Here is a 21924-nt window from a genome sequence, read left to right as displayed (position 1 = left end):
ACTGGGGCGTCGGTCAACAGCGCCTGTCCAGCGCCGCCGGAGTCCAAAAAGCGACGTACACTGGTGCCCCCCCTTGGTCGCTTCGCTCCCCGTCGCTGGATTCACCGTCCGCCGCCTGATCCGGGCGAACGCCCGCTCGCGCGCCTACGAGGCCGTGCGCGAGCGCGACGGTCGACGCGTGCTCGCCAAGGTCGTCGAGTTCGAGGACGAGACCGACAGCGCGGTCAAGGCTCGCATCGAGCACGAGTTCCAGCTGCTGCGCGGCCTCGAGGTCGAGGGCGTGGTCCGGGCCCTCGAGCTGATCCACGCCAGCGACCAGCTCGTGCTCGTGCTCGAGTACGTCGACGGCATGGACCTCGCTCGCATGGCCCGCGAGACCCGACCGACCACCCGGGAGCTGGTCCGCATCGGCCAGCGCCTCGCGGCCATCCTCGCCGACATCCACGCCCAGCGGATCATCCACCGCGACGTCAAGCCCAGCAACTTGCTGATGGAGGCGGAGACCGGCGCGCTCTACTTCGCCGACTTCGGCATCTCGGTGCTCGTCGAGCGCGAGCGCCAGGACCTGTTCGCGCCCACGACCCTCGAGGGCACGCTGCCCTACATCTCGCCGGAGCAGACCGGGCGGACGAGCCACGCGGTCGACTACCGCAGCGACCTCTACTCCCTCGGCGTGACCCTCTACGAGCTCGCCACGGGCGAGTGCCCGTTCACCAGCGCCGCCCCCCTCGAGCTCGTCCACGCCCACCTCGCGCGGCGGCCGGACTCGCCCCTCGAGCGCGTCCCCAAGCTGCCCGAGGCGCTCTCGGACATCATCCTGCGCCTGCTCGAGAAGGCCCCGGAAGATCGCTACCAGTCGGCGGCGGGGCTCGAGGCCGACCTCACCCAGCTCGCCGAGCACATGGACCGCGCCGCGGTGAGCGGGGCCTCGCTGCAGACCATCCGCTTCCCCCTGGGCCAGCGCGACCGCGCGACGACCTTGCAGCTGCCCCGCCAGCTGTTCGGCCGCGAGCGCGAGCTCGGGCGCCTCGAGGTCGAGCTCGCCGGCGCGGCCGCGTCTCGCCGCCCCCACCTGCTCGCCCTCGCCGGCCCGCCGGGCATCGGCAAGTCCGCCCTCGTCGACGCCTTCGAGACCCACCACCTCGCCCGCGGCGGCCTGGCCGGGCGCGGCAAGATCGAGCAGCGCCGGAGCGTCGAGGCCCGGGCGGCCGAGCGCCCCTACCAGCCGTGGCGCGAGACCTTCGGCAGCTTGCTGGCCTCGCTGCTGCGCCTCAGCGAAGCCGAGCTCGAGCGCTGGCGCGAGGCCCTGATCCGCGAGCTCGGGGCCGTCGCCGGCGTCGTCGGGGAGCTGGTCCCGGAGCTCGAGTGGGTCCTCGGCGAGCTCCCCCCCGTGCCCCGGCTGCCCGCCAGCGAGGCCAAGGTCCGGCTGCAGCTGGCCTTCGCCCGGCTGCTCGCGACCTTGACCCGCGACCAGCCGGGCAGCGCCGAGCTGCCCGTGCTGATCATCCTCGAGGATCTGCAGTGGTCCGACCGCGCCAGCGTCGAGCTGCTGCGCACGCTGCTCGTCGCGCTCCAGGCCCCCGCGCTCTTCCTCGTCACCCTGCGCGCCGACGAGCTCGAGGCCGAGAGCCCGGCCGCGGACCTGCTCGAGGCCTGCGCCCCCGGGGGCGAGCTGGCCGACAGCTTCGCGCGCGTCGACCTGCGCCCCCTCGAGCTCGACGCCCTCGAGCGCCTGCTCGCCGCGACCCTGGGCAGGGACGACGCCGCGGACCAGCCCGAGTCGCGGCTGCGGGCGCTGACCGAGCTCGTCGCCCGCAAGACCGACCGCAACCCGCTGTTCATCCGCCACTTCCTCGAGCACCTGCGCGACCAGGGCCTGCTCCAGCCCACGCCCGAGGGCTGGACCTGGTCGCTGCCGGCCATCGAGGCCGCGGGCATCCCCGACACCGTGCTCGGCGTGATGGCGGCCAAGTTCGCCGCGCTGCCCGAGCGCGAGCGCTGGTGGCTCGTGCGCGCGGCCCAGCTCGGCGCCCGCTTTGGCCCCAACCTGCTCGCCGCCGCCACCGAGCGCGACGCCGAGGCCATGGTCCCCGCGCTCTACAACCTCGAGCGCGCCGGGCTCATCGGGCTGCGGGGCGGCTACTACCACTTCGCCCACGACCGCATCCACGAGGCCGCCCTCGCCGAGCTCGAGCCCGCCGAGGCCCGGGCCATGCGCTGGGCCATCGGCCAGCAGCTGCTCGCCTCGGCCAAGCGCCGCCAGGCTCGAAAGGCCGAGGCCCGGGGCAAGGCGAGCTCGAGCATCGTCGGCACCTTCGAGTCCGTCGACCACAGCATGGGCATGAGCGCGAGCGACCTCGGCGGGCTCTACCCCCTGCTCGACGAGACCCGCGACTTCGCCGTCGACGAATTCGAGTTTGGCGCCCGGCTCTACGCCATCGTCGACCACCTCGACGCCGGCCTCGACGAGGCCGTGCGCGGGCGCTGGACCGACGACGAGCGCCTCGAGCTCGCGCGCCTCAACTACGCCGCCGGCGTCCTCGCCCAGGGCTCCGCCGCGTGGGCCTCGGCCGAGCGCTACCTCGCCCTCGCCCACGAGCTGCTCGAGCCCGAGCTGCCCGACGCCAAGCGCGGGGCGGGCCCCCACCGGGCCTTCGCCCTGTCCGTGGCCCTCAACTTCGCCAAGGCCACGAGCCTGGTCCGACGCGACGAGGCCGACGCCCTGTTCGAGGGCCTGCTCGGCTGGACCATGGCCCTCGACGAGCGCGCCGACGTGATCCACGATCACATCGTCCTGCTCAACATGCACGGCCGCTACGACGAGGCCGTCGAGCTCGGGATCGCGGCCCTGGCCGAGGTCGGCGTGAAGGTCGAGCCCAAGCCCTCCGCCCTGCGCATGATCCTCGAGTCGGCCCGGGGCTGGCGCAGCGCGAGCGGGGCCTCGCTCCAAAAGCTCGCGGCCCTGCCCGAGGCCGCGACGCCCAAGGCCCGCGCCACCCTCCGCCTGGTCCAGGCCCTCAAGGCCCCCTCCTACGCCGCGAGCGTCGAGCTCTTCGTGCTGCTCTCGGGCCTGCACGGGCGCCTGACCCTGCGCGACGGCTACCACCACAGCTCGGCCCTCGCCCTCGCCCAGGTCGCGGTCACGGGGGCGGGGATCGGCAAGAACGAGGCGGCGGGAGAGCTGGCCGACCGCGCCCTCGAGCTCGCCCGGCTCCGGCCCATGTACGCCCGCGAGGCCCTGCAGATCCGCACCTGCAGCCTGCTCTTCGTATTCCCCGCGTGCCGCCCCGCCACCTACGTGCTCGAGGTCTTCGACGAGCTCCAGCGCCAGTCCTTCGAGCTCGGCGACATCACCAACGCCGGCGTCATGGGGGCCTTCGGCCTGGGCCTGATGGTCGAGTCTGGGCTCCACCTGCGCGAGGTCCTCGAGCGCCACCGCGCCCTCCAGACCCAGCTCGACGCCCTCGACGGCCCGCAGATGTCGGCGCTCTACGGGATGTACGAGGCCTACGCCGAGACCCTCAGCCACGACCCCCAGGCCCCCCTCGAGCCCGGCGAGAGCCCCCCGCGCTTCCACGAGCCCTCCAACCTGGGCGCCGAGGAGTACGAGGGGCTGATCGGCTACGCCATCGCGGCGCTGCGCGCCATGGGCATGCTCATGCTCGGCGACCTCGGGGCCGCCCGCGAGACCGTCGCCCACGTCGCCGACGACTTCGACCAGGTCCTGTTCAACAGCTGGCACCGCCCGCGCCTGGCCATGGTCGACGCGATCCTGGTCGCCGACAGCGTCAACGAAGCCACGGTCGACGCCCGGACCCGCCGCCGCGCCATCCGACGCATCCGCAAGCGCCTGAAGCTCCTGCGCACCTGGGCCGAGGGCTCGATCGAGCAGTACGGGCCCATGGTCCAGATCGTCGAGGGCGAGCTCGCTAGCCTGCGCAACCAAGGCGACGCCGCGGTCCAGGCCTTCGAGGCCGCCGCGCTCGCGGCCCACGAGCGCCGCACCCCCAACCTCGAGGGCCTCGCCTACGACCGCCTCGCCGCCCTCGCCGCCCGCCGGCACCGACCCGCCTCGCGCGAGGGCGCCCTGGCCCGGGCGCGGGCGGCCTACCACCGCTGGGGGGCCCGGGCCGTGGTCGCGCGCATCGACGGCGAGCTCGCCAACTCGGCCCTCCGCCCGAGCACGACCACGGGCACCGGGACCCGCAGCCGACGCACCCGCGACACCCGCTCGCGCCGCGGCGCGGGCCACCGCGCGTCGGCGACCCAGTCGTGGGGCAAGTCCGACGCGCCCATCGACGGCCTGGACCTCGAGACCGTGCTCTCGACCATGCAGCTCATCGCCGAGGACCTGCTCCTCGACGAGGTCGCGGCCCGGGTGCTGCGCGCGGCCATCGAGAACGCCGGGGGCGACCGCGGGACCTTGCTGATCGAGCGCGAGGGCCAGGTCCGCGCCGTCGCCACGGCGACCGCCGAGGACGCCGCGGCCCTGCGCCCGCCCATGCTCCTCGACGAGCTCGGCGAGCTCCTGCCCCTGAGCCTGGTCTACCTGACCCTGCGCACCGGCGAGGCCATCGTCGTCGACGACGCGCGCACCGACTCGCGCCTGGCCAGCGACGCCTACGTCGTCGCCAAGCAGCCCCGCTCCCTGCTGTGCGCCCCCATCGTCAAGCACGGCGAGCGGGTCGGCGCGATCGTGCTCGAGAACCACCTCAACGCCGGCAGCTTCACCGCCCAGCGGATGACCGTGCTCCGCTTCCTGCTCGGCCAGGCCGCCTCAGCCCTCGACAACGCGGACCTCTACGAGGCCCTGCAGCGCAGCGAGGCCCAGTGGCGCTCCCTCGTCGGCGACGCCCCCGACTCGATCGTGCTCCTCGATCCAGACGGCGCCATCGCCTTCGCCAACCACTTCGACGCCCGCGCCGCGGACCCCGAGCGCCTCATCGGCACCCCGGGCGATCAGGGCATGCTGCCCGAGGACGCGGCGCGCTGGCGCGAGGCCCTCGCCCAGGTCCTCGCCACAGGCACGACCCGCGCCCTCGAGGTCGAGCTGCGCGACCGCGAGGGCCAGCCGCGGTGGTTCAGCGTCCGCCTCGCGCCGATCACCCGCGCCAGCGCCCCCAGCTCCCCCAACTCCGACTCCGCGAGCCGGGAGGTCACCAAGGTCGTCGGCATCCTGACCGACATCACCCAGCGCCACCTCGCCGCCCTCGACAAGGCCCGGCTCGAGCGCCGGCTCCAGCAGCAGCAGCGCCTCGAGTCCATCGGCAGCCTCGCCGCCGGCGTGGCCCACGAGATCAACAACCCCATCCACGGCATCTCGAGCTACGCCGAGCTCATCGCCGACACCCCCGACGCCAGCGACGAGGTCCGCGAGCTCGCCGGCGAGATCCGGCGCGAGGCCGGGCGGGTCTCGACCATCGCCCGCGACCTGCTGCGCTTTTCTCGGCGCGGCCCCGAGGGCGAGGGCCACGACCAGCCCGGCCACCAGCTCGAGCGCGTGCCCCTGCCCCGCATCTTCGACGAGACCTCGACCCTGCTGCGCACCCTCCTCAGCCAAGACCACGTCAAGGTCGAGCGCAGGCTCGAGTCCGACCTGCCCGCGCTGCGCTGCCGGCCGCAGCAGATCCAGCAGGTGATCGTGAACCTGGTCACCAACGCCCGCGACGCCCTCAACTCCCGCTACCCCGGCGCCCACCCGGACAAGCGCATCTGGCTGCGCGCGTCGACGCTGCCCACCGTCAGCAACGGCCGCGCCTTCGTGCGCATCAGCGTCGAGGACCGCGGCGGGGGCATCCCCGAGCACCTGCGCACCCAGATCTTCGACCCCTTCTTCACGACCAAGCCGCGCGACCGCGGCACCGGGCTGGGGCTCTCGGTCAGCCACAAGCTGGCGACGGAGCACGGCGGCGAGCTGAGCCTCGAGGTCGAGGACGGGGTCGGCACGACCTTCCACCTCGACCTGCCGATCGACGGACCACCCGAGTAGCCCTGGCTCATACCGAGGCTGTGGAAATGGCACTCCAGAGTGCCATCATCCTCGTATCCTTTCCGCCGAATCTTCGGCATGTCGGAAACGCACGTCCCGATGGCCGGTAGCGATGTGGTGTTGCCTCGAGTTCACCCACGATTTCAGTCGAACACAGCCCATTCCACAAGCACTCAACATATCCGCCATGACCTCATCACCTAGACATAGAGCCTCGAAACGGCATCAACGCCTATCTAGACCCGCAGGAATGGTCATATATCTGGGCCTCGTCGATCGCCAAAACGGGCACCTCAAACCTTCGGACAGAACACCTGAGCAGCACTGACTGCTGACCGCGTACTCCACAGTCGAGTCAATGCCTCGCGGTAGTCATGCACTCACCGGGAGTTTTTCATCAAACTCTCGAGCTGATAACCTCGACGCTTGCCTCTTCCTCCTCCATCACCGCTCGGCCTCGCCCTATCTCAGGCGATTGAAAAGGTACGCGATACAGCTGGAAGCCGCTCTGCCCCCATCGTCGTCATCACGCCATCCGAGTCAAACGGAAACCTCGCTCGGCAACAGATCGCCCTGAGCGGGCACCTCATCCGCGTCGAGTTTTCGACGCCCGAGCGTGTCGTCCACGCCCTCGCGGAGCCGAAGCTCTCGGCCCATGGCCTACGGTCAGAGCCTGGCGGATGGCGCAGCACGGTGATCGCCGAGCTCCTCCGCCGACTCGATGCAAACGGCGCCCTCGGCCCACACGCAGAGGCGCTGTCCCAGCCTGGATGGGCCATGGCGTTGGCGAGGGCGACCGAGACCCTCGAGAGCGCTAGAGTGACCCCGGAGCAGCTCGAGGGTCTCGAACACTCCCCCTACGCCGACCGCCTGCTCATCCTCGCCGAGCTCATGCGCGGCATCGACGTACAGCGCGAGGTTGACAGGCTCTACTCGAGTGAGGCGCTGGCTCGAGCAGCCCGTGAAGGCATCTCGAGCAGCCCGTGGGAAGGGGCGGTCGTCCTCGGAGATCGACTGTTGGCGCCGGAGACCTTCGAGACCCTCCGCGCCTGGTTCATGGTGTTCCCACACGTCGAGGTCCGACTCCCCCCCTGGCACAACCTGGAACCCGCACATCTCGGGCTTCGCGCAGCACGTGGTTCCCAGACCTCAATCGACGTCGAGCGTAGAGGTGAATCAACCGTCGCCAACCTGGCGCGCAGGCTCTTCGGGCCCCTCGGAGAGCCCATCACGACCGACTCGAGCCTGACCCTCGCGCGGACTCCCGACGATGTCCGCGAGCTCGGTGAAGCCACACGTGTAGTCCTCGACACCGTCCGAAGCGGAGTTCCCCTCGATCGCATTGCCGTAGTCCTCCCCGACCCGCGACAGGTCGTCGTCTTGCGCGAGCACTTTGAACGCGCGCATCTACCGGCAACCTGGCTCGTCGGTCCGCCCTTGGCAACGACACCTGCTGCCCGCTTCTTACTCTCGTGTCTGGAGATCGCCGCGGGGAGCGAGACGGTCCCCTCGTGGTACGAACTGTTGCGCTTACCTGGGCTTCGTTTGGGCGACGCGCTGGGAGCACCGATCACGCGAGGACGAGGACGTTGGCGCAGGCTCCTCGCGCGCTGCGGCGCCGTCACCAATTCGAGCACGATCATCGGCGCTGTCGAGGCCTGGGCCACCGCCCTCGACGAAGAAGATGTTCACGACGTAGAGGGGGATCGACTCGCAGCTGAAAACCTGATCCGGACGATGCGGGTCTTCGAGGCCTCATTTCGGCGCTTTCGAGGACCTGCGACCCTTGGCGCCCACGCGAACCGATGGCTCAATTTTCTGCGTCGCTGGTGGCGACCGTCACCGGATCTAGCCCAAGTCATCCAGCTACTCCGGGGCTGGGGCCCAGCCGGAATGGGAAGCTCGCTGCCTCTGGAGGTCGCGCTCGCTCAGCTTCGCCACGATCTCCAGGCTGCCGCGACATTGCGCGGCAGCCTGTCGGCTCCCGCCGTTCGCGTGATGACACCCATGGGCCTGCTCGGTGGAGCCTTCGACCTCGTCGTCGTGACAGGGTTGAGCCAAGGACGATTTCCTCGACATCCAGGCGAGGATCCCGTCTTACCCGACGATCTGGTCGATCAGCTCAACACGGAGCTCGGAGCTCGGCTACTCCCCAGCAGCGAACTTCGAGACTTCGAGACCCGTCGCTTCGCCGCGACCGTGGGCTCGTGCACGGGAAGTCTATGGCTCTCCATGCCTGCGACAGAGCTCCTCGAGGCCCGCCCGCTCCAGCCAAGCACATACTTGCTCGAGGTCATGTCGACACTCCTCGGCCGACGAGCGAGCTACGCCGACCTCGCCGAGCTGCGCGTCCGAGTGGGCAGCCGCGCACGGCCATGGCCCAGAGATCCGGCTCGCGCGGCGAGCCCCCTCGAGCATCGCGTGGCGTCGATGGTCACCGAACCGCGAAAGGGCCTGCTCCGCATCGCGGCGAACCCAATGACGCGGAGGCTCCTTGGGCTCCAGCGCGCCCTCGACAGCCACACGCCGACACCATGGACGGGGTTGATGTCGCCGGCCCTGATCGATGTGCCTGGCCTCGATGGCGCGCCGCTCGATCCTGCCAAGATCGCCAAGCTGATCGTCAGCCCCGGCGCTTATCTAGTTGAAGAGGTCCTCTCGATTCGCCGCCCCGCGCGTCTCCAAGGCCGCTCGGATCCCCTGCACCCTCGTTTCCAAGAACGCATGATGCTCGACGCCCTCGGTGAAGCGCTCGACGCTGGCGGCCCGACGATGCCCGCGTTCGAGGCGGCCTGGGACCGAGCAATGGCAACGTGGCAGGAACACCGAGATGACGTCAGTGAAGCGACAGTTGGACTTCTCCGAGGCCTCGCTCGACAACGCATAGCAAAGCTCGAGCGCCTGGGCGCGCTACCCCGCGGCTCACGGAAGCAGGCAGTCGGGCGCCTCGTACCAGGGCTTCCCTGGGCCGTCGAAACGGAGCTGGGGTGGCAGACGCAGAGCGAGCTCGCGCTGCTGCTCGCCAGGAAGCCCGCTCGCGGACAGTTGGCCCGCGATGCAACATCGCTCGTACTCACTGCGATGGTACGGCCGGAGGTCATCAAACTGCGGGCGCTCGATCTCGATGGTGTGTCCGAACAAGGCGAGGCGCTCGCTGAAAAGGCGCTCGTTGCTCGGCGACTGGCATTTGCCAATCAATGTGTCGCGCATGGCAACTGGTGGCCATGGGGCGAGCGGCACCCCCTGCGACTCGCGGCCGAACACGATGTCGGCTATGTCCGCGGAGAGGTTCAGCCGATCACGCCGAGGAGGCCCGAGTGAGGGCTCGAGACCAGGACATCCGAGAGCGAGCGATTCGAGAGCTTGGTTGCTCGATCGCCCTCTCTGCTGGGGCTGGGTCGGGCAAGACGAGCGTCTTGACGGATCGCGTCCTCGAACTCCTCGTCCATGGCACCCCTGCCGGACGCATTGCGGCGATCACCTTCACAGAGAAGGCCGCGGGCGAGTTGCAGGCGCGTGTCCGCGACGCCCTCGAGCATCATCTGGCCGCCGGCCGTCATCTACCGGAGGGCCTCCTCGCCGAGCTCTCCTCCCTGGAGCTCTCGACGATCCATGGGTTTTGCCAGCGCCTGCTAACCGCCGAATCCTTCGACGCAGCCTGGGCTCCCGACACCGAGGTACTCCCAGACATCCTCTCATCCCCTCAAGTCATCGAAGGCTACCGCAACTGGGAAGAGGGCTTCCGCCTCCGTCACCCCGAGGCGAGCCTGGTCATTTATCAGCTCATCAGTCCATGGACCCTGCGCGAAACAGCGAGACGCCTCCTCAGCTATCGCGACCTCCAACCCGTGCACACGGTCTACCCCTTCGACCCCGCGGCCTCCTTCGCCAAGGTCGAGGAGCTGGGCAAGCGCCTATTCGTCGCGGCCTTAGCCTGCACCAACAAAGACCACGACAAGCTATATCTGGCGACTCACGGGCTCCTCGTCGTTCTCCAAGATGCCCGCGAGCGCTCCCCTGCCGAGGCCGTCGTCCGAGTGTTGGCGAGCGGCGAGGGAGTGAGCGGCAACCTTCGCCACGGGCGCATGGCCGACTGGCAAGGCGGCGGAAAGCAGCTATTCGCTGGAGTCGTTCAACAATTCCGCAGCTGGCGGGCTCACGAACTCGAGAAGCTCCATGGCCTGGTCGTCCGCGACCTGGCAAAGTACTTCTTACCTCAGATTGATCTCGCCAAGCGTCGGGCTGCTGTCGCCGACTACGACGATCTCTTGTTCCGAGCGGCGTGGCTCCTACGCGAGCGTCCGAACGCTCGGGCCCGCCTCGCCGAGCGCTTTGATGCGGTGCTCATCGACGAGGTTCAAGACACCGATCCGATCCAGGCCGAGGTCGCTGCGCTGCTAACCCGGGAGCCTGACGCGGACGGCGAATGGGACGCCCATCCACCCCGCCGGGGTCGCCTGTTCGCGGTCGGTGACGCTCAGCAGTCCATCTACCGCTTTCGTCGCGCCGATCAGACCACCTGGCGGCAGCTCGAGTCCCTGCTCATGCGCGACGGTGAGAAGCTCGCCCTCACAGAGAACTTCCGATCCGTCCCGTACCTCGTCGAGTGGGTCAACACCACCTTTGGCCACCTGCCAGGCTATCAACGCCAGCGTCCACATCGACAACAGGGGCGCTTGATGCCGGTCGTGCGTCTACCCCTGCCGCCCACGGCCACCGATCTCGACGAACTCGGCGCCATCGTCCGCTACCTCCTCGAGCTTCGACGCTGCGGTGAAGTCGTCGACAAGACCACGCAGCAGCCGCGAGCGCTCGTGTGGTCAGACGTCATGTTGCTATTGCCATCATGGGCGAGAGCAGACGCCCTCCAAGACGCGCTCACCCGCGCGGGTATCCCTGCCGTAGTCGAGGGGGGAGGCTCGTTCTTCGAACGTGATGAGATCCGGCTGGCGACCGCGGCCCTCGAGTGCCTCAACGAGGCTGGCGATGAGCAGAGCGCCGTGTTCGTGCTCCGCGGGCTCTTTGGCCTGACCTGGGAAGATCTCGCCAAACACCGCGCCGCTGACGGAGCGTGGCGCTACAGCGTCCCAGACCCCCCACCGGGCCCAGTCGCCGACGCCTTCTCGCTCTTGCGTAGCCTCGCCCGACGTCGAGGTCGAGACAGCTGGGTCGCGCTCCTCGACGAGCTCCTCGACCGCAGCCGCGCCGCAGCGGTCTGGGCCCTGCTGCGCGATGGCGAGGCCAAGCTCGCCAACCTCGACAAGCTGCGTGGGCTCATACGACAATTTGAGCTCACCGCTCGCTCTCCCGCCGAGGTCTTGCGGATGCTCGGAGCCCTCGACAAGGAGCAGGACCTTTCGCGCGTCGACGTTGGCGAGGAGGCCGTTCGCATTACCTCTTACTTCAAAGCCAAGGGCCTGGAGGCGCCCGTCGTCATGCTGTGTTTCGCCCGCCGTCGGTCTGAGGGGGTACAGGCCGCCGTCAACCGCCGGGAGCGCAAGGTCGCAGTCAAGCTCGGGGCGCTGCGGCTGGTGGACTGGGAGCGGTACGAGACTGAAGAGAAGCTCGCCAACACAGAGGAGCGGCGCAGGTGGATGTATGTCGCAGCTACGCGCGCCCGCGATCAGCTCGTCATCGTCGACCGTGAACAGAACAAGCTCATCCGCGAGCACTTGGCGAACGGGCTCCCGTTCACGGCTGCGATGAACCCTGCGCTCCTCCCCCCACCGCAATGGCGCGACGGTACGTTCGCTGATCTCGACCCCGATGTCGACACCTGGCTCGAGGATCCGCCAGACGAGCCTCCAGAGCCTGACCCTACCGAGCAGTGGTCTCGGCTGATTCGAGACACCATCACTCAGAGCAAAGAGGCGAGCACCTCCTGGAAGAGCGTCCATGAGCTCGCTTCCCGCGAGCGGGTCTCGGGTCCGAGCTCATCGGTTGGGATCCTGGGCGGCAACCTCGTCCATGCGGTCATGGAGAAGCTCGATTTTTCGGGAAGCAAGGAGGCGCAGACAGAGCGAGCCGAAGCACTCTTACCTGGGCTCGCACGCAGCCTCGGCGTTGGGCCCGAGCGAACTCAACTTTGCAGGGGAATCCTCTTGCGCATGCTCGACGATCCGACCCTCGACATTGCACGCTCCGCCCCCGAACACTGGGTTGAAGTGCCCTTCGCGTACCGGGATGACGAACATGAACGCGTCGTCTCGGGCAGGATCGATCTCGCGTTTCCGACGGACGAAAGTCGAAGACTTTGGTATGTGGTCGACTGGAAGAGCGACCTCCCGCCGAGAGACTCGCCGGGGTGGCGCAACTACCAAGCCCAGCTCGAGCACTACAGCAAGGCTGTCCTCGACATCGTGCCGAGCTGCGAAGAGTGCCGGGCGGTGCTGGTTGGGCCCTTCCCCGAGCTCGACCAGCCGACCTTCCGCGAGCAACTCGCCGAACTCCAGCCAGAGCTCGGTGTCGGAATTGAGAGCTTGGTGGACAAGGGTCTGCCTCGACCTCGCGTGCGGCCTCCCGGCCAAGCCGGGGCGGAGACGAGGGGGGAACTGCTCTGGAGCGAACGAAAGGTCACGCTCATCGTGGGCACAAAGGCCCCCGAGCATGACGTTCTGAGGGAAGCCGGCTGGACAATCGTGCCTGCCGATCCAATCGAGCCAGGCTGGGTCGAGGCCGCTCTCGAGCAGCTCGTTCGAGTGTTTGGACTCGACGCCTGAGCGCCAGCGCTCAATCCTCGGGCCGCGTCAGCCCGCGCTCGACGATCCACCGGGTCAACGCCGCCCGCGAGCCGATCCCCAGGCGCCCGTAGATATGATCCAGGTGGCTCGTCACCGTCCGCGGGCTGATCCCCAGCGCCTCTGCGATGGCCGCGTTGGTCATGCCGTTGGCGACGAGCTGGCTGACCTCGAGCTGCCGCGGGCTCAGGGGCTGGGCGTCCTTGTGCGCCGCCTTGGCGCGGGCGCGGGCGAGGAGCTCGGCCCGGGGGATGGCGCCGGTGTTCTCGTCGCGCTTGCCGTGCTTGGGGTTCGAGAGCGAAGCCTCCGGCGCGGGGGTCTTGGGTTCGGACGCAGAGCTCGACGCGGGCGCGGGGCTCGACGCGGCGGGCATGGGCCCCGACTGCGCGGCGCGGCGGCCCGCGACGGAGGCGACGGAGTCCTGGCTGGGCACCGGGTACAGGCCCGAGCGCGCGGGCGAGGCGTCGCCGAGCTCCGTGGGGTCGCGGAAGCTCAGGCGCAAGCAGGCGTCGGGGCCGAGGCTGATCTCGTCGCCCTCGTCGAGGACGATGCGCTCGACCCGGGCCCCGTTGACGATCAGCCCGTTGGTCGAGCGCATGTCCTGGGCCTCGACGCTGCCGTCCTCGCGCAGGTTGAGCTTGACGTGGCGCCGCGACACGCCGGGGTCGTCGATGTGGATCGGCGCGCCGGGCATGCGCCCGACGACCGTGCTCCGGCTGACCAGGACGTAGACCTGCCCCTCGCTCCGCCCTTGGGTGACCTCGATGCAGGGCACCCGCTCGGACTCCGTCTCAGACACGGCGCGATGCTATCAAGCCAGCCTGGGCCTGGAGAGCGGCATCCTCACGTTCGCAGGTCCGCTCGGGTGGTCAGGGCCCCGTCTGCGGGTTATGACCCGCCCGTGCCGGGCCTCACCACCGCCGCTGCCTACGGGGCCCTGGGCTGGGCGGGCTTCCTCGCGTGGTTGGCGGTCGGCGCGGTCTGGCGTCGCTGGCAGCTCCAGCGGCGCTTCGCCAGCGCCCGGGCTGCCCCCGCGACCGAGCACGACGCGCACCTGACCGAGCTCCGCGTGCTGATCATGCGGCCCTGCGCGGGCGTCGATCACGATCTCCTCGCCAACCTGCTCTCGGTCGCCGAGGTCGACAGCCGGACCCAGTGGCGGGTGGTCATGACCGTCGACGACCCCGCCGACCTCGCGCGGCCGGTGATCCTCGAGGCCATCCCCAAGCTTCGCGCCATGGGCGTGGACGCCCACACCTTCATCCCGCCGCAGACCGGGCCGAACCGCAAGGCCAGCATGCTCGCGGCGATCATGGCCTCGGAGCAGGGGCGCGAGGCCGAGGTGCTGATCAACGTCGACAGCAACGTCGACCTGCGCGGCTACGACCTCGACGGCCTGATCGCGCCGCTGCTCGGGCCGCGACGCGGCGACGGGCGAGTCGGCGCGAGCTGGGCCCCCTGGTCCGAGCGGCGGACCCAGGCCGGCGTGGGCCCGCGCGCGTCCGAGGCCGTCCTCGGCGGCTCCTTGGCGGCCTTCCCCCTGCTGTGCGGCATCGACCCGGGCGGCCTCGTGGGCAAGCTGTGGGCGGTCCGCCGCGAGGCCCTCGACGCGGTCGGCGACTTCGACGAGCTCACCGACTACCTCGGCGAGGACTTCGAGATGGCCCGGCGCCTGCGCGCCGCGGGCTGGTCGATCGCCGTCGCCCCCGTGCTCGCCCGGGCTCGCGGCGGCGACCCGCCCTTTCGCGCCGTCGTCGGCCGCTTCGCCCGGTGGATGCTCGTCGTCCGCGGCCAGCGTCCGCTCTTGCTGGCCACCTACCCCCTGCTGTTCTTTGCGACCCCGCTGATCCTCGCCCTCGCGGCCGTCGGCGCCCTCGCCCAGCCCACGCTCGCCGGCCTCGCCGTCGCCCTGGCCGTGTTCGCCCGGGCCTTGATCACGATCAGCGCGCGCCGGTGGTCCGGCCGCGGCGAGGGCCTCGCGGGCGCGCTCGCGTGGATCCGCGACGCCTTCTTGTCCGACCTGGTCCTCGCCCTGGCCTGGGTCCGCGCGCTCTCGAGCCGAACCATCGACTGGCGCGGCCACCTCCTGCGCGTCGATCGCGAAGGCCGGCTGCACGCGCTGAAGAAGTAGGCCGCGTCAGGACTGCGGCAGGACGCACACGCCGACGTCCGCCCACTCCTCGGGGGCCATGCCTTCCTCGAAGAAGGGCTCGCACACGTAGGCCGGGTCGATGGCCTGGCACGGCCCGTCGCCCCCCGCGAGGCTGCAGTAGTCCCCGCAGCACGACGCCTCGCTGCAGCCGTTGAGCACCTCCGCGCTCAGGCACATGCTCCCCTCATCGCAGTCGTTGATGAAGCCGCAGGGCTGCCCGGTCTCGAGCTTCGCGGTGGTCGGCACGCAGGCGAAGTGGCTGTTGGTCCAGTAGCAGGCCTGGTTCCCGGGGCAGTCCTGGACCAGCGGGTCGCAGATGTCGACGCACACCGGCGGGCCCTCGGCCGAGAGCTGGCAGGCGTAGCCCTCGGGGCAGTCCGCGTCCTCGGCGTTGCCCGTGCAAAAGGGCGTGCACGTCCCGACGAGCTCGCCCTCGACCTCGATCAGGTTGAAGCACCAGCTCGCGTCATCGCAGGTGTCGTAGCCCTGGCCGCCCTCGACGAGGGAGCAGGGCTCGCCGTAGGGCGTGTCCCCGACCACGGTGGTGCACACGGCCTGCTGCAGCTGGCCGCCGACGATCTCGGGGACGCATTTGTCTCCCTCGGGGCAGTCCTGCGCGAACATGTCGCAGGGCTCCGGGGGCTCGTCCGCCTCGGGCACGATCGTGTCGGTGTCGTCGGCGTCGTCGGTGTCGGCGTCGTCCGACTGCGCGTCCGCCTCGCCCTCCCCCTCGGGCGTCGTCGTCGCGCCCGCCTCGTCGTCCTGCGCGCCCGAGCCTCCGCAAGCGGACACCAGCGCGAGCGCCATCAGCCAAGGCGCCGTTCGTGAACCCATCGCAACTCGCATCATCGTGACTCCTTCAGACATTCAGGGTTGAGGCAGGATGCACACGCCGACGTCCTCCCAGCCCTCGGGGGCGCGCCCCTCCTCGAAGAAGGGCACGCACACGTGGGCGTCCTCCTCCTCCGTGCACGGCCCGTCGCCGCCCGCGATGCTGCAATACTCGGCGCAGCAGTTCGCGCCCTCGCACAGGTTGAACAGCTCGCCCGTCAGGCACAGCGAGCCCCCCATGCAGTCGTTGGTGAACATGCAGGGCACGTTGTTCAACGGCACGCCCCCGCCCGGGAGGCAGGCAAATTGGGTGTTGGTCCAGTAGCAGGCCTCGAGCGGCGGGCAGTTTTGAAGCAGCGGATCGCAGGTGTCGATACACACCGCCGGTCCCTCGGCCGAGATCTGGCACGCGTAGCCCTCGGGGCACTCGGCCATCTCGGCGTCGCCGAGGCAAAAGGGCGTGCAGGTCCCGACGTCTTCGCCCTCGATTCGCATGAAGCCGAAGCACCAGCTGTCGGCGTCGCAGGTGTCCTGGGGGGCGTTGACACCGTCGTGGGTGCAGGGCTCGCCGTAGGGCGTGTCGCCGACCACGTCCACGCAGATCGGCGGCTGCCAGCCGCCGTCCCAGTAGGTCACGCACTTTTGCCCCTCGGGGCAGTCCTGCGCGAACATGTCGCAGGGCGCCGGCGCTCCGGTGGTCTCGCTGCCCTCGGTCGTCGTCTCGGTCGCCTCGGTGCCTTGGGTCTCCGTCGTCCCCTCGGTCTCCGTCTCGCTGTCCGTCTCGGGCGCGGCGGTCTCCCCGACCTCGTCATCCCCTTCCTTCGCCGAATCCCCGCAAGCGAGCAACGCGACGCTCGCCAGGGCGATCACGACCAGAGCCCCATGGCGGCAAAACGATCCAACGCGACGGCCAAGGTGAGAAACGCGGGCGAAACTGCATGTTTTGGACTGCATTAGCGGACCCCTCGCACTTCAAACTAACATAACTAGCGGTCGGGTCGGCGCTCCTCTCAGGCCCGATCTCAGCCGCACCCGCATCGTGTACGCTCCCAGCCACGCTGGGGGTGGCGCTTCAAAACGCAAGCGCCTGAGACAGTCCCCTCGAACCTGATCCGGTTCGCACCGGCGGAGGAAAGCGCATGCCCGACACACCCAAGACCCCTGAAAGCCCCGTCCGCCTCAACCTCGCGGGCGACGACGTCACCCCCCTGCGGACCATCCCGCCCCTCGACCAGAGCTTCCCGCAGTCCGAGAAGATCAGCGTCGGCGCGCTCGAGGTCCCGATGCGCCGCATCACCCTCGCCAAGTCCATGGACGGGAGCGAGAACCCGCCGGTGACCGTCTACGACACCACCGGCCCCCAGGGCTGCGACCCCCGCGAGGGCCTGCCCAAGCGCCGCGCCGCGTGGATCGAGGCCCGCCGCGCCCAGGCCGAGGAGACGGGCAACTGGTCGCAGATGCACTTCGCTCGCCGCGGCATCATCACCGAGGAGATGCGCTACTGCGCGATCCGGGAGAACGTCGAGCCCGAGTTCGTGCGCGACGAGATCGCGGCCGGGCGGGCGATCATCCCCGCCAACATTCACCACACCGAGCTCGAGCCCATGATCATTGGCCGGAATTTCCTGGTCAAGATCAACGCCAACATCGGCAACTCGGCGGTCTCCTCGTCCATCGAGGAGGAGGTCGAAAAATTGCAGTGGTCGACGCGCTGGGGCGCCGACACGGTCATGGACCTGAGCACCGGCAAGAACATCCACGAGACCCGCGAGTGGATCATGCGCAACGCGCCCGTGCCCATCGGCACCGTGCCGATCTACCAGGCCCTCGAGAAGGTCAAGGGCAAGGCCGAAGACCTCAACATCGACATCTTCATGGAGACCCTGGAGGAGCAGGCGCAGCAGGGCGTCGACTACTTCACGATCCACGCCGGCGTGCTGCTGCGCTACGTCCCGCTGACCGCCAAGCGCGTCACCGGGATCGTGTCCCGCGGCGGCTCGATCATGGCCAAGTGGTGCCTGGCCCACCACAAAGAGAACTTCCTCTACACCGAGTTCGAGCGCATCTGCGCGCTGATGAAGAAGTACGACGTCAGCTTCTCGCTGGGCGACGGCCTGCGCCCCGGGTGCATCGCCGACGCCAACGACGAGGCCCAGTTCGCCGAGCTCCACACCCTGGGCGAGCTGACCAAGATCGCCTGGAAGCACGACGTGCAGGTCATGATCGAGGGCCCCGGCCACGTGCCGATGCACAAGATCAAAGAGAACATGACCGAGCAGCTCGAGCACTGCCACGAGGCGCCCTTTTACACCCTCGGGCCGCTGACCACGGACATCGCCCCGGGCTACGACCACATCACCTCGGCGATCGGCGCGGCGATGATCGGCAGCTTCGGCTGCGCCATGCTCTGCTACGTCACGCCCAAGGAGCACCTGGGCCTGCCCAACCGCGAGGACGTCAAGGCCGGCGTGATCGCCTACAAGATCGCCGCCCACGCGGCCGACCTGGCCAAGGGTCACCCCGGCGCCCAGGTCCGCGACGACGCCCTGAGCAAGGCCCGGTTCGAGTTCCGCTGGGAGGACCAGTTCAACCTCTCCCTCGATCCCGAGACCGCCCGCGAGTTCCACGACGAGACCCTCCCGGCCGAGCCGGCCAAGACCGCCCACTTCTGCTCGATGTGCGGCCCCCACTTCTGCTCGATGAAGCTGACCCAAGACGTCCGCGACATGGAGGCCAGCGGGGAGCTCGAGGCCATCACCAAGGGCATGGAGGAGAAGGCCGCCGAGTTCCGCGAGACCGGCGGCGAGGTCTACCGCGAGGCCCAGGCCGAGTCCGCCGAGTGAGCGGCGCGGCGCCAACCGCCGCTCGCCCCCGAGGGCCCAGGTTCGCCGCGTCCGCGCTGCTGGCCTGGGCCCTGCCCTGTCTGGCGTGCATCCCCACCGGTGAGACCGAAGCTGAGCCAGGGCCCGAGCCCGCTGCCGAGCCCGCGCGCGCCAAGCAGGGCGCCCCGACGCCGCCGACCACCGTGCCCGTCGAGCTCGGGGCCGCGCTCGGCGGCACCCTCGACGGCCACGCCCCGGCGACCGGCCGCTACACCGCCACCCAGCGCCTGTCCCAGGCCAAGTTCATCACCTACGAACACACCGTCGGAGGCTCGCGCACCATCTCGATGATCGCCGTCCTCGACGCGGACGGCCGCGCGGGCCTGTGCGCCGCCACCCAAGAGCGCTCGCGCACCAGCAAGAGCCGCTTCATCACCGAGTCCGGCGAGCACGAGGTCGACGAGGACGGCCGCTGGTATCGGCAGGGCTTCGCGGGCACGTGGGCACCGGATCCAGACGGCCCGGGCTTCGTGCTCGTCGACCTGCGCTACGCGCCCGAGGTCTGCGATCGCCTCGAGGCCGACCAGGCGCTCCCGCCCGCCGAAGACCCCAGCGAGACCAGTGCCGAGGCCGAGCGCCTGCGCTGCACCCTCCTCGCCGCCAATACCAAGCTCCCCGCCCCCGCCCTCGCCTGCCAGGTCCGCTCCGGCGCCCTCGCCCCCTTCGCCGTCGGCCTGGGTCGCTCGGACCGCGCCGGCGCGGCCTGGGTCTACCGCCAGGATCCGAGCTCCCGCGCTCCCGAGCCGCGCCCCGAGGACTTCGAGCCGTGGATCTTCCTGGGGGTCGACGGGGCGCTCGAGGTGATCAGCGAAGATCACCGCGACGGCGTCTCGCTGCGCTTCGAGACCCAGCGAGCCCTCCGCGGCGACGCGCTCCGCGATCCGAGCCCGCGCGAGTAGCTCATTCCTCTACACGCTGTGCTCCTCCCGAGCTCGACGGCATCACGCACACGTCGATACCGAGAAAGGCAGCCGCCCACGGGTTCAACGCCAGCTGAGTCCATGGACGATGCTTTCGTGGATCATGGGTCCCGGCGCGGCCGGGGTGGGCGACTGCTAGGCAAGATCGGCCCCACATCCTGATACCGTGCGAGCCATGAAGCGTCGACCGCACTGGAGGCTGTCCCTCGCGCCGAGCCTCGCCCTCGCCCTGAGCTTGCTGAGCGCCGGCTGCCGTGGCGACGACGGCGGCGAGTCGAGCAGCGAGGGCGCCGACGAGAGCAGCACGGACACCACCGAGACCGACAGCGAAGGCGCCGACGAGGTCTCGACCACGGAGTCCGAGACCTCGTCCGAGACCAGCAGCGACACGGGCACCGAGACCGAGACCGACACCGACACCGACACCGAGACCGAGACCGAGACCGAGACTGAGACCGAGACCGACACCGACACCGACACCGACTCGACCACCGGCGACGAGGGCTTCGGGGCCATCGTCGGCGACTGCAGCCCCCTCGAGGCCGAGCTCGACGCCTCCACGCCCTCGCTCTTCACCCTCCACCTCGACTTCCGCGACGATCCCTACGACGACCCCGAGGACCTCCCGCTGCTGACCGAGGGCGCCCAGACGATCCTGACCACGCCCAACGCGGGCGGCAGCTCGACGGTCAGCGAGGCCTTCGCCTACGAGCTGCTCTCGCGCTGCGCCGGGGCGAGCTTGCTCAAGACCGAAGAAGAGATCGGCTACGACCCCGAGGACAGCAAGAAGACCGACATCCTCGTCGAGCTGTTCGCGCAAAAGGTCGGCGTGAGCGTGACCCGAGCCGTCGGCTTCCCCCCCGAGGATCCCTACCCCGCCGCGCAGGCGGTCGGCCTGGTCAACGACAAGCTCGCGGACATCCTGGTCAGCTCGGCCAACGTCGTGGCCGAGGACGCGTGGGTCAAGCAGATCCTGGTCATCATGGCCTACGCGGACATGCACGCCGAGCTCGTCGAGGCCGCGTGGCTCGAGCTCGTCGACGACGATCCGGCGACGGCCGCCGACACCATCGTCTACGTCGTGGTCACCGACGGCATGGACACGCCGCTCTACTTCGAGTGAGACCGCCCGAGCTCACCACAGCCCCAGAGCGCCGGTGACGGTCACACTGACCGCCACCGACCACGCCAACCCGGCCGCGGTCGCCAGCGTGAGCCGGATCCAGCCAGGGCCAGCCGAGGCTCGCCCGCGCTCACCTCTCTCGGCCCGAGGCAGGCCCGCCATGCTCGTCCACGTCGCGCCGGGCTCGAGGTCGAGGGTCTCGTCCTCGAGGGTCTCGCCAGGCCGCCCGCCCGCCTCGCCGCGCGCGTGCCGGCCCGAGGCCGCGACGCCGCCCCCGTCCGCGTCGATCGCCCGCAGCGCCGCGGCCAGCTGCCTCGCGCTCGCAAAGCGCTGCGCCGGATCCTTGGCCAGGGCCCGGGCATAGACGACGTCGAGCTGCGCGGGGTAGTCCAGGCTCGGCCCCGCCAGCTCCGCGAGGCGAGGTGGCTCGTCGTAGGCTTGGGCGGTGAGCATGACCACCCGGCTCGGCTCGTCAAAGGGCAAGCTCCCCGTCAGCAGCTCGCCCATCAGCACGCCCGCCGCGTAGATGTCGCTGCGCGGGTCGGCGGCCTCGCCCCGGGCCTGCTCCGGAGACATGTACTCCGGCGTGCCCAGGACCGCCCGCTGCTCGGCGCCCGGCGCCGCGTCGACGCAGGCGATGCCGAAGTCGATCAGGCGCAGCGACTCGCCCTCGCCCTCGACGACCCGAAAGCAGTTCGAGGGCTTGACGTCCCGGTGGACGACCCCCGCCTCGTGCACCGCGGCCAGGGCCTCGCACAGGTCGAGCATCAGGGCCCGCACGCGCGGCCAAGGCAGGCGCTCGCGTCGGCGCAAGGTCTGGCGCAGGTCTTCGCCGCGCAGGAGCTCCATGCACGCGTACATCACCCCGGAGGCCGTCGTCCCGGCGCCGAAGACTTCGACGATGCCCTCGTGATCGAGCGCCGCCATCAGCTCGGCCTCCTGGACGAAGTGACGGATCGTGCTCGCGGAGTTGACCCGGCCCTCGTCCAGCACCTTCAGGGCGACCTGCCTCCCCAGCGCGAGGTCGCGGGCGGCGTAGACCGAGGCCATGCCCCCGCGGGCGAGGAGCCCCTCGACGCGGTAGCGCCCGGCGAGCGTCACCGCCTCGCCCCGCGCCACCCGAGCCGCGAGCTGTCTGGGGCTCGGCTCGTCGAGGGGCCGGTCGATGGGCTTGGTGTCCTCCCAGCCTCGCACCTCCACCGCACACGGACAGAGGGGAGCTTCGACGGGCGTGGAGGAGCGCATGCTTCGTGTTTGTGCAAGCGCGGTGCCAGGCCGGCTGGTCCCGCT

Annotated in this window: 11 protein-coding genes and 1 riboswitch; of the genes, 7 read left to right on the top strand and 4 right to left on the bottom strand. The window is 70.1% G+C overall.

The features are described 5' to 3' along the window. Window positions 1–73: 73 nt before the first annotated feature. From PPSIR1_RS20715 to PPSIR1_RS20690, 3 genes are all read left to right on the top strand, one after another. Complete coding sequence (locus PPSIR1_RS20715; RefSeq protein WP_006973101.1) at window positions 74–5989, top strand: protein kinase domain-containing protein; 5916 nt, start codon at window positions 74–76, stop codon at window positions 5987–5989. 426 nt (window positions 5990–6415) lie between these two features. Beyond that, window positions 6416–9310, top strand: coding sequence for a PD-(D/E)XK nuclease family protein (locus tag PPSIR1_RS49445; protein WP_198154565.1), 2895 nt, complete (start codon window positions 6416–6418; stop codon window positions 9308–9310). Further along, window positions 9214–12708: a UvrD-helicase domain-containing protein gene (locus PPSIR1_RS20690; protein WP_232296523.1), complete on the top strand. Its 3495-nt coding sequence runs from the start codon at window positions 9214–9216 to the stop codon at window positions 12706–12708. Before PPSIR1_RS49445 ends, PPSIR1_RS20690 begins: the two co-directional genes overlap by 97 nt. Before the next feature lie 10 nt (window positions 12709–12718). Here the strand turns inward: PPSIR1_RS20690 and PPSIR1_RS43330 are convergent, their stop codons facing one another. Beyond that, the gene (locus PPSIR1_RS43330; protein ID WP_006973095.1) at window positions 12719–13525 is read right to left on the bottom strand and encodes a LuxR C-terminal-related transcriptional regulator; all 807 of its coding nucleotides are present in this window, start codon (window positions 13523–13525) and stop codon (window positions 12719–12721) included. A gap of 102 nt (window positions 13526–13627) precedes the next feature. Between PPSIR1_RS43330 and PPSIR1_RS20680 the strand changes: the two genes are divergently transcribed. Next, window positions 13628–14857 carry a glycosyltransferase family 2 protein gene (locus PPSIR1_RS20680; protein ID WP_006973094.1) on the top strand — a complete coding sequence of 410 codons (1230 nt, stop codon included), beginning with the start codon at window positions 13628–13630 and terminating at the stop codon, window positions 14855–14857. 6 nt (window positions 14858–14863) lie between these two features. Here the strand turns inward: PPSIR1_RS20680 and PPSIR1_RS20675 are convergent, their stop codons facing one another. Together PPSIR1_RS20675 and PPSIR1_RS20670 are read right to left on the bottom strand one after the other, a co-directional pair. Further along, entirely contained in the window at window positions 14864–15685 is an 822-nt protein-coding gene (locus tag PPSIR1_RS20675; protein ID WP_006973093.1) for a hypothetical protein, read from the bottom strand. A gap of 60 nt (window positions 15686–15745) precedes the next feature. Beyond that, window positions 15746–16579, bottom strand: a complete 834-nt coding sequence (locus PPSIR1_RS20670; RefSeq protein ID WP_006973092.1) for a hypothetical protein — start codon at window positions 16577–16579, stop codon at window positions 15746–15748. A 180-nt stretch (window positions 16580–16759) separates the two neighbouring features. Then, window positions 16760–16860, top strand: a riboswitch (TPP riboswitch). On the opposite strand from PPSIR1_RS20670, the gene thiC reads away from it, so the two are divergent. The 3 genes from thiC to PPSIR1_RS20655 all read left to right on the top strand — a co-directional run bounded on the left by thiC (window position 16849) and on the right by PPSIR1_RS20655 (window position 20634). Further along, the gene (gene thiC / locus PPSIR1_RS20665; protein WP_006973091.1) at window positions 16849–18552 is read left to right on the top strand and encodes a phosphomethylpyrimidine synthase ThiC; all 1704 of its coding nucleotides are present in this window, start codon (window positions 16849–16851) and stop codon (window positions 18550–18552) included. Its footprint overlaps the riboswitch before it by 12 nt. Further along, window positions 18549–19490 carry a hypothetical protein gene (locus PPSIR1_RS20660; protein ID WP_006973090.1) on the top strand — a complete coding sequence of 314 codons (942 nt, stop codon included), beginning with the start codon at window positions 18549–18551 and terminating at the stop codon, window positions 19488–19490. Before thiC ends, PPSIR1_RS20660 begins: the two co-directional genes overlap by 4 nt. Before the next feature lie 196 nt (window positions 19491–19686). Beyond that, window positions 19687–20634, top strand: a complete 948-nt coding sequence (locus tag PPSIR1_RS20655) for a hypothetical protein (protein ID WP_006973089.1) — start codon at window positions 19687–19689, stop codon at window positions 20632–20634. Between the two features lie 12 nt (window positions 20635–20646). Here the strand turns inward: PPSIR1_RS20655 and PPSIR1_RS20650 are convergent, their stop codons facing one another. Further along, entirely contained in the window at window positions 20647–21834 is a 1188-nt protein-coding gene (locus PPSIR1_RS20650) for a serine/threonine-protein kinase (protein WP_006973088.1), read from the bottom strand. Window positions 21835–21924: the final 90 nt, after the last annotated feature.

Origin of the sequence: Plesiocystis pacifica SIR-1 (assembly GCF_000170895.1) — a bacterium.
In the GTDB taxonomy this organism is placed as follows: domain Bacteria; phylum Myxococcota_A; class Polyangia; order Nannocystales; family Nannocystaceae; genus Plesiocystis; species Plesiocystis pacifica.
The sequence above is the reverse complement of the archived record's forward strand: the minus strand, read 5'-3'. Positions and strand labels throughout refer to the sequence as shown.